Source organism: Aeromonas sp. OTU364, from assembly GCF_038440395.1.
Taxonomy (GTDB): Bacteria; Pseudomonadota; Gammaproteobacteria; order Enterobacterales; family Aeromonadaceae; genus Aeromonas.
In genome coordinates this window covers 53,741-69,683 of record NZ_JASATR010000017.1, presented here as the reverse complement: position 1 = coordinate 69,683, position 15,943 = coordinate 53,741, and the positions used below count along the sequence as shown (strand labels likewise).

General features: G+C 59.8%; 15 protein-coding genes and 2 tRNA genes. 14 read left to right on the top strand and 3 right to left on the bottom strand.

Annotation, left to right across the window (positions count from 1 at the left end; all coding sequences use genetic code 11):
* The first annotated feature begins 51 nt into the window (after positions 1-51).
* The 12 genes from tpiA to AAHB08_RS16105 all read left to right on the top strand — a co-directional run bounded on the left by tpiA (position 52) and on the right by AAHB08_RS16105 (position 11,823).
* Positions 52-816: a triose-phosphate isomerase gene (gene tpiA, locus AAHB08_RS16160; protein ID WP_342059489.1), complete on the top strand. Its 765-nt coding sequence runs from the start codon at positions 52-54 to the stop codon at positions 814-816.
* A complete protein-coding gene (secG, locus tag AAHB08_RS16155) occupies positions 817-1,143 on the top strand; it encodes a preprotein translocase subunit SecG (RefSeq protein ID WP_025326063.1) in 327 nt (108 codons plus the stop codon).
* A 9-nt stretch (positions 1,144-1,152) separates the two neighbouring features.
* Positions 1,153-1,237, top strand: a tRNA-Leu gene (locus AAHB08_RS16150).
* A gap of 91 nt (positions 1,238-1,328) precedes the next feature.
* Positions 1,329-1,405: transfer RNA gene (locus AAHB08_RS16145), tRNA-Met, on the top strand.
* A gap of 166 nt (positions 1,406-1,571) precedes the next feature.
* Complete coding sequence (rimP, locus tag AAHB08_RS16140; protein ID WP_025326064.1) at positions 1,572-2,030, top strand: ribosome maturation factor RimP; 459 nt, start codon at positions 1,572-1,574, stop codon at positions 2,028-2,030.
* A 14-nt stretch (positions 2,031-2,044) separates the two neighbouring features.
* Positions 2,045-3,547: a transcription termination factor NusA gene (gene nusA / locus AAHB08_RS16135; RefSeq protein ID WP_042648795.1), complete on the top strand. Its 1,503-nt coding sequence runs from the start codon at positions 2,045-2,047 to the stop codon at positions 3,545-3,547.
* Positions 3,548-3,567: 20 nt separating this feature from the next.
* Positions 3,568-6,261 carry a translation initiation factor IF-2 gene (gene infB / locus AAHB08_RS16130; protein WP_139437351.1) on the top strand — a complete coding sequence of 898 codons (2,694 nt, stop codon included), beginning with the start codon at positions 3,568-3,570 and terminating at the stop codon, positions 6,259-6,261.
* 55 nt (positions 6,262-6,316) lie between these two features.
* On the top strand, positions 6,317-6,751 hold the full coding sequence (rbfA, locus tag AAHB08_RS16125) for a 30S ribosome-binding factor RbfA (RefSeq protein ID WP_005326642.1): 435 nt from the start codon (positions 6,317-6,319) through the stop codon (positions 6,749-6,751).
* Position 6,752: 1 nt separating this feature from the next.
* Positions 6,753-7,712 carry a tRNA pseudouridine(55) synthase TruB gene (gene truB, locus AAHB08_RS16120; RefSeq protein WP_042648796.1) on the top strand — a complete coding sequence of 320 codons (960 nt, stop codon included), beginning with the start codon at positions 6,753-6,755 and terminating at the stop codon, positions 7,710-7,712.
* A 160-nt stretch (positions 7,713-7,872) separates the two neighbouring features.
* Positions 7,873-8,142 (top strand): 30S ribosomal protein S15, encoded by a 270-nt coding sequence (gene rpsO / locus AAHB08_RS16115; protein ID WP_005317514.1) that lies wholly within the window; start codon positions 7,873-7,875, stop codon positions 8,140-8,142.
* A gap of 180 nt (positions 8,143-8,322) precedes the next feature.
* Positions 8,323-10,464, top strand: coding sequence for a polyribonucleotide nucleotidyltransferase (gene pnp, locus AAHB08_RS16110; protein WP_139437353.1), 2,142 nt, complete (start codon positions 8,323-8,325; stop codon positions 10,462-10,464).
* Positions 10,465-10,611: 147 nt separating this feature from the next.
* Entirely contained in the window at positions 10,612-11,823 is a 1,212-nt protein-coding gene (locus tag AAHB08_RS16105) for an MDR family MFS transporter (protein WP_265435510.1), read from the top strand.
* A gap of 3 nt (positions 11,824-11,826) precedes the next feature.
* Here AAHB08_RS16105 and AAHB08_RS16100 read toward each other — a convergent pair whose 3' ends face one another.
* Entirely contained in the window at positions 11,827-12,180 is a 354-nt protein-coding gene (locus tag AAHB08_RS16100) for a DsrE/DsrF/TusD sulfur relay family protein (RefSeq protein ID WP_265435509.1), read from the bottom strand.
* Positions 12,181-12,339: 159 nt separating this feature from the next.
* Here AAHB08_RS16100 and AAHB08_RS16095 point away from each other — a divergent pair, with 159 nt between their 5' ends.
* Positions 12,340-12,732: a DUF1090 domain-containing protein gene (locus tag AAHB08_RS16095; protein WP_342059488.1), complete on the top strand. Its 393-nt coding sequence runs from the start codon at positions 12,340-12,342 to the stop codon at positions 12,730-12,732.
* 182 nt (positions 12,733-12,914) lie between these two features.
* On the opposite strand, the gene AAHB08_RS16085 is transcribed toward AAHB08_RS16095, so the two are convergent.
* Both AAHB08_RS16085 and trhP read right to left on the bottom strand, forming a co-directional pair.
* Positions 12,915-13,163 carry a YfhL family 4Fe-4S dicluster ferredoxin gene (locus AAHB08_RS16085; protein ID WP_005326658.1) on the bottom strand — a complete coding sequence of 83 codons (249 nt, stop codon included), beginning with the start codon at positions 13,161-13,163 and terminating at the stop codon, positions 12,915-12,917.
* A 1-nt stretch (position 13,164) separates the two neighbouring features.
* The gene (gene trhP, locus AAHB08_RS16080) at positions 13,165-14,526 is read right to left on the bottom strand and encodes a prephenate-dependent tRNA uridine(34) hydroxylase TrhP (RefSeq protein ID WP_041205198.1); all 1,362 of its coding nucleotides are present in this window, start codon (positions 14,524-14,526) and stop codon (positions 13,165-13,167) included.
* Between the two features lie 455 nt (positions 14,527-14,981).
* On the opposite strand from trhP, the gene AAHB08_RS16075 reads away from it, so the two are divergent.
* The gene (locus tag AAHB08_RS16075) at positions 14,982-15,908 is read left to right on the top strand and encodes a L,D-transpeptidase family protein (protein ID WP_005326662.1); all 927 of its coding nucleotides are present in this window, start codon (positions 14,982-14,984) and stop codon (positions 15,906-15,908) included.
* Positions 15,909-15,943 lie beyond the last annotated feature (35 nt).

Sequence of the window (15,943 nt, the reverse complement as noted above, 5' to 3'; positions counted from 1 at the left end):
GCTGATCATCCTCTGGATATTATCAGCCCCGCTTTCGCAAGGGAGTTGCCGATGGGACATCGCAAGCCGTTTGTAGCCGCCAACTGGAAGTTACACGGTAGTAGGCCGCAGTTAGAGCAGTTTACGAGTCAATGCCTGAAGGGTGTTGGTGATGATGTAGATGTTGTTCTCTGTACTTCCCATGTGCATCTCGACTTTACCGCACGACTGCTCGATGAGCAGAAGGTGATAAGGTTGGGGGCTCAGAATGTGAGCCAGCACAGACAGGGCGCTTATACGGGTGAAGTCTCGTGTGAGATGCTGGTCGAGGCAGGGTGCCGATACGTACTGGTCGGTCACTCCGAGCGCAGGCGTATCTTTGGTGAGACCAGCTTTATCGTCGCAGAGAAGTTTGCGGCAGTCAGAGCGGCAGGTTTGATTCCCATCCTTTGTCTGGGGGAGTCAGGTGCGGCGAGACAGGCGAGAAGAACCTTCGAGGTGATCGCCGAAGAGCTGGATATCGTCATAGAGAAAAATGGCGCGATGGCTTTCGATAATGCTATCATCGCCTACGAGCCGATTTGGGCTGTAGGTACAGGTAAATGCGCCACACCCGAGCAGGCACAAGAGGTTCATTCCTTTATACGTGGTCGCTTGGCGGAGGATACTCCGGTAATAGGTGAGAAAGTCAGAATCATCTATGGTGGGAGCGTGACGCCGACCAACGCGAGAGATTTGTTTGCACAGCCCGATATTGATGGCGGACTGATAGGTGGAGCAAGCCTCGACAGCGATGCGTTTTTAGGAATTGTTGAAGCGGCAAAGGGTGCAAGTTAAATGTACGAGATTCTTTTAGTCGTTTATCTGCTGGTGTCACTGGCTCTGATCGGTCTGGTGATGATTCAGCAAGGTAAAGGGGCTGATATGGGCGCCTCCTTCGGCGCAGGGGCATCGAATACCGTATTCGGCTCCGGTGGTTCAGGCAGTTTCCTGACCCGCACAACTGCAATTTTGGCCACTCTGTTCTTTTTGATCAGCCTGGTGCTTGGCTCAATGTCAAGCAACAAGGTAAAACAGGGTAGCGAATGGGAAAATCTGCAACAGACTCAGCAAGTTGAGCAGACCAAAGCGCCAGTGAAGAAAGACACTGACGTTCCCGAGTAAAGAGTTTTTGCCGTGGTGGTGGAATTGGTAGACACGCTATCTTGAGGGGGTAGTGCTCTAGGGTGTGCGGGTTCGAGTCCCGCCCACGGCACCAATTAAGCAGTGAACCCGGGTAACCGGGAAGTTATAGCCAGTCAGTCTTGTGTGATGAGAATGAAGTGGCTATAATCTCGCACGATTTCGGACGCGGGGTGGAGCAGCATGGTAGCTCGTCGGGCTCATAACCCGAAGGTCGTCGGTTCAAATCCGGCCCCCGCAACCAAATTTCACGCATTTCCTACGCTCAGGAAGGCGGTCGCTGCGAGGCGACAATCAGGGTAAAGCGCCAAGCCCCGATTTGACATCGGGGCTTTTTGTTATGTGCGATTTACTCTGAATCGATCTCTATCTGGGCTATATGCCCTTTTTTTGTTTTTCGGAGGGTGACTTTGGCTACGTTGGAACAACGTTTGACCGATCTGCTCGAGGCTCCGGTCGTTGCCTTGGGTTTTGAACTTTGGGGTGTCGAGTTTATCCGTGCGGGTAAGCACTCGACCTTGCGCGTCTTCATCGACTCGGAGCAAGGCGTGACGGTGGAAGACTGTGCCGAGGTGAGCCGCCAGGTTGGCGCCATCATGGACGTCGAAGATCCCATCACCGAGGAGTATTACCTCGAGGTGTCCTCCCCGGGCCTGGATCGTCCGCTGTTCAAGGTTGCCCAGTTCGAAAAATACGTTGGCCAGGAGGCGGCGGTTTCGCTTCGGATGGCAACAAACAACCGCCGCAAGTTCAAAGGCGTAATCAAAGCTGTGCAGGGGGACATGATCACCCTGACAGTAGATGGTAAGGACGAGGTGTTGGCTTTCACCAATATCCAAAAAGCGAACATAGTGCCGAACTTTGGTTAACGAGGCTATCGGATATGAATAAAGAGATTTTGCTGGTCGTTGACGCTGTGTCCAACGAGAAGGCTGTCCCCCGCGAGAAGATTTTCCAGGCTCTGGAGACTGCGCTGGCGACTGCGACCAAGAAAAAATACGAAGGCGAGATTGAAGTTCGGGTCGAGATCGATCGCAAGACCGGTGACTACGACACCTATCGCCGTTGGGTCGTGGTGGCCGATCAGGCTTCCATGGAGAACCCGTACGGGGAAATCACCCTCGAAGCCGCTCAGATCGAGCAGCCGGATATCCAGATCGGCGACTATGTTGAAGACCAGATTGATTCTGTCACCTTCGACCGCATCACCACCCAGACCGCCAAGCAGGTCATCGTGCAGAAAGTGCGCGAGGCCGAGCGTTCCCAAGTCGTTGACCAGTTCAAGGACAAGGAAGGCACCATCATCAGCGGCGTGGTCAAGAAGAGCAACCGCGACAACGTCATCCTGGATCTGGGCAGCAATGCCGAGGCCGTGATCTTCCGCGACGACATGCTGCCCCGTGAGACCTTCCGTCCCGGTGACCGCATCCGTGGCCTGCTCTATGCAGTCCGCCCGGAAGCCCGTGGTTCCCAGCTGTTCGTCAGCCGCTCCAGCCCGGACTTCCTGAAAGAGCTGTTCCGCATCGAAGTGCCGGAAATCGGCGAAGAGATGATCGAAATCATGGGCGCCGCCCGTGATCCGGGTTCCCGCGCCAAGATCGCGGTCAAGACCAACGATCGTCGTATCGACCCGATCGGTGCCTGTATCGGCATGCGCGGCGCCCGTGTTCAGGCGGTCTCCGCCGAGCTGAGCGGTGAGCGTGCCGACATCGTGCTGTACGATGACAACCCTGCGCAATACGTGATCAATGCCATGGCGCCTGCCGATGTGGCCTCCATCATCGTCGATGAAGACAACCACACCATGGACATCGCCGTGGAAGCCGCCAACCTGGCCCAGGCCATCGGTCGCAACGGTCAGAACGTACGTCTGGCCTCCCAGCTGACCGGTTGGGAGCTGAACGTCATGACCGTCGAGGACATGCGTGCCAAGCACCAGGCCGAGAACGACCGCATCCTGACCCTGTTCACCACAGCGCTGGACATCGACGACGATTTCGCCGGTCTGCTGATGGAAGAAGGTTTCTCCACTCTGGAAGAGATCGCCTTCGTACCCGTCAATGAGCTGCTGGCCATCGACGGTCTGGACGAAGACATGGTGGAAGAGCTGCGCAAGCGTGCCAAGGATGTCCTGACCACCAAGGCCCTGGCCAAAGAAGAATCCTTCGACGGCGTAGAGCCTTCCGAGGAACTGCTCAATCTGAACGGCCTTGGCCGTGACATGGCGTACGCCCTGGCCGCTCGCGGCGTCGGCACCCTGGAAGATTTGGCAGAGCAAGGTATCGACGACCTTGCCGACATTGAAGAGCTGACCGCTGAGAAAGCCGGTGAGCTGATTATGGCTGCTCGCAATATCTGTTGGTTCGGAGAAGAGCAGTCTGAATAAGGTCAAACGGAGGAAAATGAATGGCAGAAGTATCAGTCAAACAACTTGCCACTGACATCGACACGCCGGTTGATCGTCTTCTCCAGCAGTTTGTCGATGCCGGTATCAGCAAGAGCAAGGCCGACGACCTCGTCAGCGAGTCTGAGAAACAGACTCTGCTGGCTCACTTGAAAAAACAGCATGGAGGTGACGAGATCACCGCACCAGCCCGCATGACTTTGCAGCGCAAGACCAAGAGCACCCTGAGTGTTCAAGGGACTGGCGGCAAGAACAAGGAAGTGCAGGTTGAAGTGCGCAAGACTCGCACCTATGTAAAACGCTCGGCGCTGGAAGATGAACAGCGTCAGGCGGAAGCCGAGGAAAAAGCGCGTTTGGAAGCAGAAGAAAAAGCTCGTCACGAGGCCGAAAACAAGGCCCGTCTCGACGCTGAAGAGAAGGCTCGCCGTGAGGCTGAGCAGGCTCGTCGTGAAGCTGAGGAAAAGGCGCGGATCGAGGCACAATCAAAGGCTCGACAGGCTCCACAGCCCGCCAAAGTAGCCGCTAGCACAGCTCAGCAAGAGGCAGAAAAGATGGCCAAGCGCGAAGCAGAAGAACTGAAGCGCCAACAGGAACAGACAGCTTTGCAAAAAGCTGAAGAACTCGCCGCGAAGAAAGCCGAAGAGGCTCGTGTCATGGCGGAACAGAATGCGGCCCGTTGGGCCGAGGAAGAGGCCGCTCGCGCCAAAGAGAGCAGCGATTACCATCTGACCACCAACAAGCACGCGCAAGCGGCTGAAGATGAGTTGGATCGTAAGGAAGAGACCAGCCGTCGCACGGCTGCCGCTGCCAAGGCCCCGAAAAAGGCCACTCGCCGCGAAGACGACCGTGACTCCCGCAACCCCCGCGCCCGCAAGGGCAAGCGTGGCAAGATGGCCATGCCGAACGCCATGAAGCACGGCTTCAACAAGCCGGCTGCCGTGGTGAACCGTGATGTCGTCATCGGCGAGACCATCACTGTGGCCGAGCTGGCCAACAAGATGGCCGTCAAGGGCGTCGAAGTCATCAAGGTGATGATGAAGATGGGTGCCATGGCCACCATCAACCAGGTGATCGATCAGGAGACCGCTCAGCTGGTCGCCGAGGAGATGGGTCACAAGGTGGTGCTGCGCCGCGAGAACGAGCTGGAAGAGGCGGTACTGTCCGATCGTGACGAGACCTCCGAAGCCAAGCCGCGTGCACCGGTCGTGACCATCATGGGTCACGTCGACCACGGCAAGACCTCGCTGCTGGACTACATCCGTAAAGCCAAGGTCGCCGCAGGCGAAGCCGGTGGCATCACCCAGCATATCGGTGCCTACCACGTCGAAACCGACAGTGGCATGATCACCTTCCTGGATACCCCGGGTCACGCCGCGTTTACCTCCATGCGTGCTCGTGGTGCCAAGGCGACCGACATCGTGGTTCTGGTGGTTGCTGCCGATGACGGCGTCATGCCGCAGACCATCGAAGCCATCCAGCACGCCAAGGCGGCAGAAGTGCCCCTGGTGGTGGCGGTCAACAAGATCGACAAGCCTGAAGCGGATCCGGATCGCGTCAAGACCGAGCTGGCCCGTTACAACGTCATGTCCGAAGACTGGGGTGGCGATTGCCAGTTCGTCCACGTCTCCGCCAAATCCGGCGAAGGCATCGACGAGCTGCTGGAAGCCATCCTGATCCAGTCCGAAGTGCTGGAGCTGAAAGCGGTCGTCGATGGCATGGCCAACGGCGTCGTGATCGAATCCTTCCTGGACAAGGGTCGTGGCCCGGTTGCCACCGTACTGGTACAAGAAGGTACCCTGCGTCAGGGTGACATCGTGCTCTGTGGCCTCGAGTACGGCCGTGTTCGCGCCATGCGTGACGAACTGGGTCGCGAGATCAAGGAAGCGGGTCCGTCCCTGCCGGTGGAAATCCTGGGTCTGTCCGGTGTTCCCTCTGCCGGTGACGAAGCCACCGTCGTGCGTGACGAGAAGAAGGCCCGTGAAGTGGCACTCTATCGTCAGGGCAAGTTCCGCGAAGTCAAGCTGGCTCGCCAGCAGAAGGCCAAGCTGGAAAACATGTTCGCCAACATGACCGAGGGCGAAGTGTCCGAAGTGAACGTGGTGATCAAGGCCGACGTACAGGGTTCTGTGGAAGCGATCTGCGATGCGCTGGTCAAGCTCTCCACCGACGAAGTCAAGGTCAAGATCGTGGGTTCCGGGGTCGGTGGTATCACCGAAACCGACGCTACCCTGGCGGCTGCTTCCAGCGCCATCCTGGTGGGCTTCAACGTCCGTGCCGACGCTTCTGCGCGCAAGGTCATCGAATCCGAGAGCCTGGATCTGCGTTACTACTCCGTCATCTATGACCTGATCGACGAAGTGAAGCAAGCCATGAGCGGCAAGCTGGCCCCTGAGTATCGTCAGGAGATCATCGGTCTGGCTGAAGTCCGTAGCGTCTTCAAGTCACCGAAGTTCGGCGCCGTTGCCGGCTGTATGGTCACCGAAGGTGTGGTCAAGCGTTCCAACCGTATTCGCGTTCTGCGTGACAACGTGGTTATCTATGAAGGCGAGCTGGAATCCCTGCGTCGCTTCAAGGATGACGTCAACGAGGTCCGCAACGGTTACGAGTGTGGTATCGCGGTCAAGAACTACAACGACGTGCGTGAAGGCGACCAGATCGAAGTTTACGAGACCATTGAAATTCAGCGGACTCTGTAAGCCGAGCGTTAGAACAAATAGGGGGCTGCGGCCCCCTTTTATCGCAGGATAGAATATGGCCAGAGAATTCAGCCGGACCCGTCGGGTCGGGCAGCAGATCCAGCGTGAAATCGCGCTGATCCTGCAGCGCGAGGTGAAAGACCCGCGCATCGGCATGGTGACCGTCTCCGACGTGGAAGTGTCCAAGGACCTCAACTATGCCAAGATTTACGTCACCTTCCTGCAGCTGGAGAATGACGCCGAGCGCATCGCGGAAGGGCTCAAGGGCCTGACCGAGGCGGCCGGTTACATTCGCAGCCTGCTTGGCAGCGCTATGCGTCTGCGGGTGGTGCCGGAGCTGCGTTTCTACTACGACCAGACCCTGGTCGAGGGGATGCGCCTCTCCAACCTGGTGACCAACACTGTGCGTGAAGACAAGCGTCGCATGACCGAAGCCGGTCGTGAAGAAGACGAAGCCGCACCGGATGATACTACTGAGGACAAAGCCTGAGATGTCTCGAAGACGTCGTTTCAAGGGCCGTGACGTACACGGCATCCTGCTGCTGGACAAGCCGACCGGTCTGACTTCCAACGATGTGTTGCAGAAGGTCAAGCGGATCTACAACGCGGCCAAGGCCGGCCACACCGGCGCCCTGGATCCCCTGGCGACCGGCATGTTGCCGATCTGCCTGGGCGAGGCCACCAAGTTCTCCCAGTATCTGCTGGAGGCGGACAAGCGCTATGAGGTGACCGCCAAGCTGGGCGAGCGCACCAACACCAGCGACTCCGACGGCGAGGTGGTCTCCACCCGTCCGGTGAACGTGGCCGTGGGTACCCTGATCGAGGCGCTGGACCAGTTCCGCGGCCCCATCATGCAGGTGCCGTCCATGTACTCCGCCCTCAAGCACAACGGTCGTCCGCTCTACGAGTACGCCCGTGAAGGCATCGAGATCGAGCGGGAAGCCCGTCCCATCACCGTATTCGAGCTCAAACTGCTGAGTTTCGAAGGGGATGAGGTGCGCCTCGAGGTGCACTGCAGCAAGGGCACCTACATCCGCTCTCTGGTGGACGATCTTGGCGAAGTGCTGGGCTGTGGCGCCCACGTCACCCAACTGCGTCGCACCCAGGTGGCCAGCTATCCGTATGATCGGATGCTGACCCTGGAGCAGCTCGAGTGCATCTTCGAGCAGGCCAAGGCCGAGAGCATTCCGCCGCGGGAGCAGCTGGATCCCCTGCTGCTGCCGATGGATACCGCAGTGGCGTCCCTGCCCGAGGTGAACATGCTGACGGCCGTGGCCGCCTATGTGAACCAAGGCCAGGCCGTGCAGGTGGCGGGTGCGCCGCAAAGCGGCCAGGTCCGCATGACGGTGGGTCCTGAGCGCGAGTTCATCGGCGTCGGCGAGATCGACGACGAAGGACGGGTCGCCCCCAAGCGGCTGGTGCGTTATCACGACGATCGCGACGAGGAGTGATCCTCTGGCGGTATCGCCCTGGCTCACCGGCCAGGGCGCGTGCAGCTCGCTCCTCTTTATCGTTGCGAAAAGGGGCGGCTGCGATTATGATACCGCCCTCATTTCACGGCTGAATTAGAGATTGGCTGTGAACCTTTAAACACTCTACTGGAGTAATACCATGTCTCTAAATGCTGAGATCAAAGCTTCCATCGTTGCTGACAACGCTCGTTGCGCCAACGACACCGGTTCCCCCGAAGTGCAGGTTGCCCTGCTGACTGCCCAGATCAACCATCTGCAAGGTCACTTCAAGGAGCACGCCAAGGATCACCACGGTCGTCGCGGTCTGCTGCGCATGGTTTCCCAGCGTCGCAAGCTGCTGGACTACCTGAAGCGTAAAGACGTTCAGCGTTACGCTGCTCTGATCGCCAAGCTGGGTCTGCGTCGTTAATCGACCATCAGATTTCGCGAAAAAGGGGAACCGTGAGGTTCCCCTTTTTTATGGATCATTTTTATCGCGCGGCAAACCGTTGCCTGCCTCACAGAATGCGTGCCACCGCTTACCTTTTGATGCGAATCAAGTATACTTGCACGCGAATTTAAAGCGCCAAATTGTAAAAAGGAAATTCACGTGAATCCTATTGTAAAGTCATTCCAGTACGGTCAACACACCGTCACCCTGGAAACCGGTGTGATGGCCCGTCAAGCCACTGCGGCCGTCATGGTCAGCATGGACGATACCTGCGTATTTGTGACCGTCGTCGGCAAGAAAGAGGCCGATCACGGCCGTGATTTCTTCCCGCTGACCGTCAACTACCAGGAGCGTACCTATGCTGCTGGTCGTATCCCGGGTGGTTTCTTCCGTCGTGAAGGCCGTCCGAGCGAAGGTGAGACCCTCATCTCCCGCCTGATCGACCGTCCTATTCGTCCGCTGTTCCCGGAAGGCTTCCTCAATGAGGTTCAGGTGGTTGCCACCGTCATGTCCGTGAACCCGGCCGTGTCCCCCGACATCGTTGCCATGATCGGTGCCTCTGCTGCCCTGGCTATCTCCGGTATCCCGTTCGGCGGCCCGATTGCTGCTGCCCGCGTGGGTTACATGAACGGTCAGTACGTGCTGAACCCGACCACCACCGAACTGCCCCAGAGCGATCTGGACCTGGTGGTTGCCGGTACCGCCAACGCCGTGCTGATGGTGGAATCCGAAGCGGCCATCCTGTCCGAAGAGGTGATGCTGGGCGCCGTGGTCTATGGCCACGAGCAGATGCAGGTGGTGATCAACGCCATCAACGAATTTGCCGCCGACGTGGGTACCCAGCCCTGGGACTGGACCCCGCCTGCCGTCAACGAAGCGCTGAAAGCCAAGGTTGCCGAGCTGGCCACCGCCGAACTGGGTGAAGCCTACCGCATCACCGAGAAGGCCGTGCGTTACGCCGCCATCGGTGCCATCAAGGCGCGCGTGGTCGAGCAGGTCATCGCCTCCGGCGTGGAAGAAGATGCCAAGAAGATCGGCGAAGAGTTCCACAGCCTGGAAAGCCGCATCGTCCGTGGCCGTGTGGTCCGTGGCGAGCCGCGCATCGATGGTCGCGATCCGGAAATGATCCGCGCCCTGTCCGTCGGCACCGGCATCCTGCCGCGCGCTCACGGCTCCGCCCTGTTCACCCGTGGCGAGACTCAGGCCATCGTGGTTGCGACCCTGGGTACCGAGCGTGACGCCCAGAACATCGACGAGCTGTCTGGCCACCGTGCCGACCGCTTCATGCTGCACTACAACTTCCCGCCGTACTGCGTCGGCGAGACCGGCATGATGGGCAGCCCCAAGCGTCGTGAAATCGGTCACGGTCGTCTGGCCAAGCGCGGCGTTGCTGCCGTGATGCCGAGCGCCGCCGAGTTCCCGTACGTGGTGCGCGTGGTCTCTGAAATCACCGAATCCAACGGTTCCTCCTCCATGGCCTCCGTCTGTGGTTCCTCCCTGGCGCTGATGGACGCGGGTGTGCCGATCAAGGCCTCCGTTGCCGGTATCGCCATGGGTCTGGTGAAGGAAGAAGAAGGTTTCGTGGTGCTGTCCGACATCCTGGGTGACGAAGATCACCTGGGCGACATGGACTTCAAGGTGGCCGGTACTACCCAGGGTATCACCGCGCTGCAGATGGACATCAAGATCGAAGGCATCACCAAAGAGATCATGGAGATTGCCCTCAAGCAAGCTCGTGGCGCTCGCCTGCACATCCTGAAGGTCATGGACGAAGCCATCCAGGCTCCCCGTGCCGAAATCTCCGATTTCGCCCCGCGCATCCACACCATCAAGATCAATCCTGAGAAGATCAAGGATGTCATCGGCAAGGGCGGTTCCGTGATCCGTGCCCTGACCGAAGAGACCGGTACCAACATCGAGTTGGATGATGACGGCACCGTCCGCATCTCTGCCGTTGCCAACGAAGCCGCCATGGAAGCCATCCGTCGCATCGAGGCTATCACCGCCGAGATCGAAGTGAACCGCATCTATGAAGGCAAGGTTGTGCGTCTGGCCGATTTCGGCGCCTTCGTCAACATACTGCCGGGTAAAGACGGTCTGGTGCACATCTCCCAGATCACCGATGCCCGCGTGCAGAACGTGGCCGACTTCCTGAAGATCGGCGACGTGGTGAAGGTGAAGGTACTGGAAGTGGACCGTCAAGGCCGCGTGCGTCTCTCCATCAAGGAAGCGAATGCACCGACCGAAGCCGTCGCCCCGGTTGCCGACGTGGCCGTTGCCGAAGAGCCGGCTGCCGAATAAGGCACCCGTTCTGTGAAGAGCCGACCTCAGGGTCGGCTTTTTTGTGCCTGTCTGTCTGTGGAGACCAGAGAGAAGATGCCTTGTTCCTTTTGGCGCCAATTGCTATAAGGGACGACTCGCCGTCACGTTGTCAAAAGGAAGTGCAGCATGTCATGGGCCTATCTCAGGCAGTTTCCCCCTCTGGTCTGGATCGTCATCCTGGGCACCTTCATGGTGCGCACCACCTTCTTCATGGTCTGGCCCTTTCTCTCCATCCTGCTCTATCGCGACTACGGGCTGTCGGCGACCCTGATCGGCCTCATCCTGGGGGCCACGGCGGCTCTCTCCACCCTGGTCAGCTTCTATGGCGGCTGGCTGTCGGACAAGTGGGGGCGGCGCAACATACTGCTGTTCGGCTGCCTGGTGTCCGCCCTGAGCGTCGCCCTGCTCGGCCTCTCCCATCAGGTGATCTGGCTGGCTCTCGGGGTGATCGGCAGCGGACTCTCCTACGGGCTCATCGATTCCCCTGGCAAGGCGCTGATGGCCGACAGCCTGGCCGAGCCCAAGGCCCGCGAGCTGGCGCTGCACCTGCGTTACTTTCTGCTCAACCTGGGGGCGGCCATCGGTCCCCTGCTCGGGGTCAGCTACGGCCTGAGCGCACGGCAGGAGACCTTCCTGCTGCTCAGTGCCAGCTATCTGCTGCTCGGCTTCATCTTCTTCGTCGGTTTTCGACTGGCCGCCTGTCAGCCAAGCCATGCCGCCGGCCCGGGCATGCGCGCCGTGCTGCGGGTGCTCTGGCAGGACAGGGGCTTCCTGCTGCTGACGATGGCCAACATGTTGCTGATGCTGGTCTATGCCCAGTTCGAGTCACCGCTCATCCAGTACCTGACCCGGGCGGGCACCCCTGAGGTGGAGCGCCTCATCGGCTGGCTGGTGAGCACCAATGCGCTGACCATAGTGATCCTGCAGTTCCCGCTGCTGCACCTGACCGCCAACTGGTCTATCAAGCGCCGACTGCAGCTCGGGGTCGCCTTCTTCCTCAGCGCCCAGCTGCAGTTCGCGCTTGGGGATACCGCCATCTGGTGGCACTGGATAGTGGCGGTGATCCTGCTCAGCGTCGGCGAGTGCATCCTGTTCCCGCTGCTCAATGTGCTGGTCGATCAGATGGCGCCGGAGCACCTCAAGGGCAGCTACTTCGGGGCGGCCTCCATGTCCGGGCTCGGGATCGCCATCGGCGCCCTGCTGGGGGGCTGGATCCTGGCCAACTGGGGGGGCAGCTGGCTCTATGGCTGCATGGCGCTGCTCTGCCTGGCGATCCTGATGCTCTATGGCCTGAGTACCCGGACCTCACGCCCTGCGCTGGTCCGGGCCGAGCCCTGATCCCTAGAAGGTCAGCACCTTGTCGGCCGCCAGTGTCCACTGGGCCAGCAGGGGCAGGGTGCCTACCTCTATGCCCTCGATGAGGGGAAGGGCCGTGATGCCCCGCGCGTCCGTGCAGCTCTTGCACAGCCGGATCCGGGTGCCCTGTGCCAGCAGGATCTCCAGCATCTGGCGCAGGTTGTAACCCTCGGCGGGGGATTGGCCCGCCAGGGCGGCGCTGACCGCGTCTGACATCAGGAAGAGTTTCAGGTCGATGTCTTCCTGCTCGTTGAGGGCTATCCCCAGGCGCAGGGCATTGAACAGGGTTTCGCTGCCATAGGGGGCACCGTTGGCGATGATGACGATCTGTTGCTTCATGGGACTCTCCGGGTTGAAAGGGGCATTGTAGCGTCGCCGGCATGGCGGCGGCATGACCCAGTGCAAACTCTGTCGTAGCCCTTTCCCTGTGCCTTGACCTCGGGGTATGAGTCAGGTTTCATAGGCGGCCATCCAGTATGACAGAGCAAAGAGGTCGTTATGTGGAAGATCGCCGGAATAGGATTATTGCTGTTGGCCGGACAGGCCTATGGCAGTGAAAACGTCGGCTGCAAGGCCAGGCATCAGGCAGTGACCGAGCAGTTGAGCTTCGCTCGGGCGCACGATAACGCGCAGCAGGTGGCGGGCCTGGAGCAGGCCCTGCGCAACATCGAGACCCATTGCACCGATGCCGGGCTCCTCGAGGAGCAGCAGCGAAAGGTGGCCAAGCAGAAGCAAGAGGTGGAGGAGCGTCTGGCGGATCTGCAGAGCGCCCGGGTCTCTGGCAAGCCGGACAAGATCGCCAAGAAGCAGGCCAAGCTGGAGGCATCCCAGGCCGAGCTGCTGGAAGCCCAGCGCGAGCTTGAGGCGCTGCAGACGCTGGTCAAGCCCTGAGTGGGCTGTAGCGCAATAGAAAAAGCCGGGCATGCCCGGCTTTTTCTATTTCTGGATGACCCGCTGGTCAGGCACTACTGCCTGTGCATCAGCACAAACTTGTCCATCAGCTGCTCTTCGGTTTCCACATGAGCGGGATCCCAGATGATGCAGTCCACAAGGTGCAGACGCCGATGCACATTTTACTGCCTGTGCATCAGCACAAACTTGTCCATCAGCTGCTCTTCGGTCTCCACGTGAGCAGGATCCCAGATAATGCAGTCGATAGGGCAGACGCTGATGCAGGTGGGCTTCTCATAGTGGCCGACGCACTCGGTGCAGCGATCCGGATCTATCTCGTAGATCTTCTCCCCCAGGCTGATGGCCTGGTTCGGACACTCGGGATCGCACATGTCACAGTTGATGCACTTGTCGGTGATGAGCAGCGCCATCTCAGGCCGCCGAGTGGGGTTGACGGGTGTCCTGACGATCGCCCAGGTTGCGCAGCAGTATGCCGTAGTTGACGTCGATCTCCTTGGGGACGGGCACATAGACCACGTGGCCGTTGCCCGGCGCGGTGTCGATGAGCTCGCCCTTGCGGTTCTGCATCTGCTCCAGGTTGAAGCTGACGTTGCCCTGGGGCGTCATCAGCTCCAGGCTGTTGCCCACCAGGAACTTGTTCTTCACTTCCACTTCCACCATGTCGCCCTGGCGACCGGTGATCTCGCCGACGAACTGCTGGGTGTCGGAGACGGAGTAGCCGTAGTCGTAGTTCTGGTACTCGCTGTGGTTGTGACGGCGCAGGAAGCCCTCGGTGTAGCCACGGTGGGCCAGGTTCTCGAGGGTGCCCATCAGGGTCGGATCGAACGGACGACCGGCGACCGCATCGTCGATGGCCTTGCGATAGACCTGGGCGGTGCGGGCGCAGTAGTAGAAGGACTTGGTGCGGCCTTCGATTTTCAGCGAATGCACACCCATCTTGGTCAGGCGCTCCACGTGCTCGACGGCGCGCAGATCCTTGGAGTTCATGATGTAGGTGCCGTGTTCGTCTTCGAACGCCGTCATGTACTCGCCGGGGCGGTTGGACTCTTCCAGCAGCACCAGAGCATCGCTCGGCTTGCCGAGCCCCAGGGTGTTGTCCGGGCGCACGGCGATGGGCTCCTGACGGTGGACTATCTGGCCAACGTCATCTTCCTTGCCCTCGTGCACCTTGTACTCCCAGCGGCAGGAGTTGGTGCAGGTGCCCTGGTTGGGGTCACGCTTGTTGATGTAGCCGGAGAGCAGGCAGCGACCGGAGTAGGCCATGCACAGCGCCCCGTGGACGAAGACTTCCAGCTCCATCTCGGGCACCTGCATGCGGATCTCTTCGATCTCGTCGAGCGACAGTTCGCGGGAGAGGATGGCGCGGGTCAGGCCCATTTGATGCCAGAACTTCACCGTGGCCCAGTTGACCGCGTTGGCCTGCACCGAGAGGTGAATGGGCATGTCCGGGAAGGCTTCGCGCATCATCATGATGAGACCGGGGTCGGACATGATCAGCGCATCCGGCTTCATGTCCACCACGGGGCGCATGTCGCGGATGAAGGTCTTGAGCTTGGAGTTGTGGGGCTGGATGTTGGCCACCACATAGAACTGCTTGCCCAGGGCATGGGCCTCGTTGATGCCGAGCTGCAGATTCTCGTGATCGAATTCGTTGTTGCGTACCCGCAGGCTGTAGCGCGGCTGGCCAGCATAGACGGCGTCGGCGCCGTAGGCATAGGCGTAACGCATATTCTTGAGGGTCCCGGCGGGGGAGAGCAATTCTGGTCTGAACATGTTGGACTCTTTCTGTCTGATTGCAAATCAGGACGGCGCCACCTGATGGCGCCGTATAGGGTCATCGGCATGGTGCGACCGTACTCGACGCACGGCCACCCGATGAGGTACACCCAGAGCACGAGATGACTCGATACTCCTGATAAAAGGGGTGCGAGATTGTACTCGTGACGGCGCCATCATGCAATTTGGCGCTAGGGTGGCGGGCCGGATGCATGTTCATTTTGTGCTCAGATTGGCGATGTTAGGGTAACAGGCACCCGATACGGTCGATTGTTGGGGGGAGAATGGATCTTTTCCGTGAAAAAGCCCCCTCTTCAAGTTGAAATTTTGTCCGACTCGGGAAAGAATGCGCGCTCGGTATTGGCCTCGGGCGAGCGTGACTCGTGACAAGGGACAGACCGAGGATGAACCGGCTTCAGGCCAACAGGTACAGGAAACCATACAGGAATTTTATGAATCCCCTTCGCATTGCCGCTTCGGCCCTTTTTTGCACTCTGACCCTGGTCAGCCAGCAGGCCGCCGCCGTTGAATACGCGCTGCCGGCCGCCAACAGCCGTCTGATCGGTGAGAACCAGGAGTACGTGGTGCCCGCAGACAACCGTCCGCTGGAGCAGATCGCCGCCGACTTCCAGCTGGGCCTGACCAACATCATGGAAGCGAACCCGGGCGTCGACCCCTATCTGCCGACGCCGGGCAGCAAGCTGACCATTCCGCATCAGCTGATCCTGCCGAATGCGCCGCGCGAGGGGATCGTCATCAACGTGGCCGAGATGCGTCTCTACTACTACCCGAAAGGCAAGAACGTGGTGCAGGTATTGCCCATCGGCATCGGCCAGCTGGGGGTCAACACCCCGGAGAACTGGATCACCAAGGTGGAGCGCAAGCGCGCCAACCCGACCTGGACTCCGACCGAGAACATCCGTCGCCGCTACGCCGCCCAGGGCAAGACACTGCCTGCGGTCTGGCCGGCTGGGCCGGACAACCCCATGGGCCTGCACGCCCTCTATATCGGCAACCTGTACGCCATCCACGGCACCAACGCCACCTTCGGCATTGGCTTGCGGGTGAGCAGCGGCTGCGTGCGTCTGCGCGCCGATGACATCAAGTACCTGTTCGACAACGTGCCGGTCGGTACCCGCGTCCAGTTCGTCAACCAGCCGGTCAAGACCACGGTCGAGCCGGATGGCGGTCGTTACATGGAAGTGCACGAGCCGCTGTCGCGCACCGAGGAGGAGTTCAACTCCACCGCCTCTGTGCCGCTCCCAATGACCCCGGCCACCACCCGCTTCATCGCCCACATGGACAGCGACTCCAACGTGGTCAAGCAGGTGCTGGAACAGCGTACCGGCATGCCGACCCGCCTCAATCCCGAAGCCTGATCGCTTCTGATTGGTGTCAGGTAACAATAACGGCG

Coding starts and splice junctions, on each gene's coding strand:
- tpiA (WP_342059489.1), top strand. CDS start 52: ATGGGACATCGCAAGCCGTTTGTAGCCGCCAACTGGAAGTTACACGGT.
- secG (WP_025326063.1), top strand. CDS start 817: ATGTACGAGATTCTTTTAGTCGTTTATCTGCTGGTGTCACTGGCTCTG.
- nusA (WP_042648795.1), top strand. CDS start 2,045: ATGAATAAAGAGATTTTGCTGGTCGTTGACGCTGTGTCCAACGAGAAG.
- infB (WP_139437351.1), top strand. CDS start 3,568: ATGGCAGAAGTATCAGTCAAACAACTTGCCACTGACATCGACACGCCG.
- rbfA (WP_005326642.1), top strand. CDS start 6,317: ATGGCCAGAGAATTCAGCCGGACCCGTCGGGTCGGGCAGCAGATCCAG.
- truB (WP_042648796.1), top strand. CDS start 6,753: ATGTCTCGAAGACGTCGTTTCAAGGGCCGTGACGTACACGGCATCCTG.
- rpsO (WP_005317514.1), top strand. CDS start 7,873: ATGTCTCTAAATGCTGAGATCAAAGCTTCCATCGTTGCTGACAACGCT.
- AAHB08_RS16105 (WP_265435510.1), top strand. CDS start 10,612: ATGTCATGGGCCTATCTCAGGCAGTTTCCCCCTCTGGTCTGGATCGTC.
- AAHB08_RS16100 (WP_265435509.1), bottom strand. CDS start 12,180: ATGAAGCAACAGATCGTCATCATCGCCAACGGTGCCCCCTATGGCAGC.
- AAHB08_RS16095 (WP_342059488.1), top strand. CDS start 12,340: ATGTGGAAGATCGCCGGAATAGGATTATTGCTGTTGGCCGGACAGGCC.
- AAHB08_RS16085 (WP_005326658.1), bottom strand. CDS start 13,163: ATGGCGCTGCTCATCACCGACAAGTGCATCAACTGTGACATGTGCGAT.
- trhP (WP_041205198.1), bottom strand. CDS start 14,526: ATGTTCAGACCAGAATTGCTCTCCCCCGCCGGGACCCTCAAGAATATG.
- AAHB08_RS16075 (WP_005326662.1), top strand. CDS start 14,982: ATGAATCCCCTTCGCATTGCCGCTTCGGCCCTTTTTTGCACTCTGACC.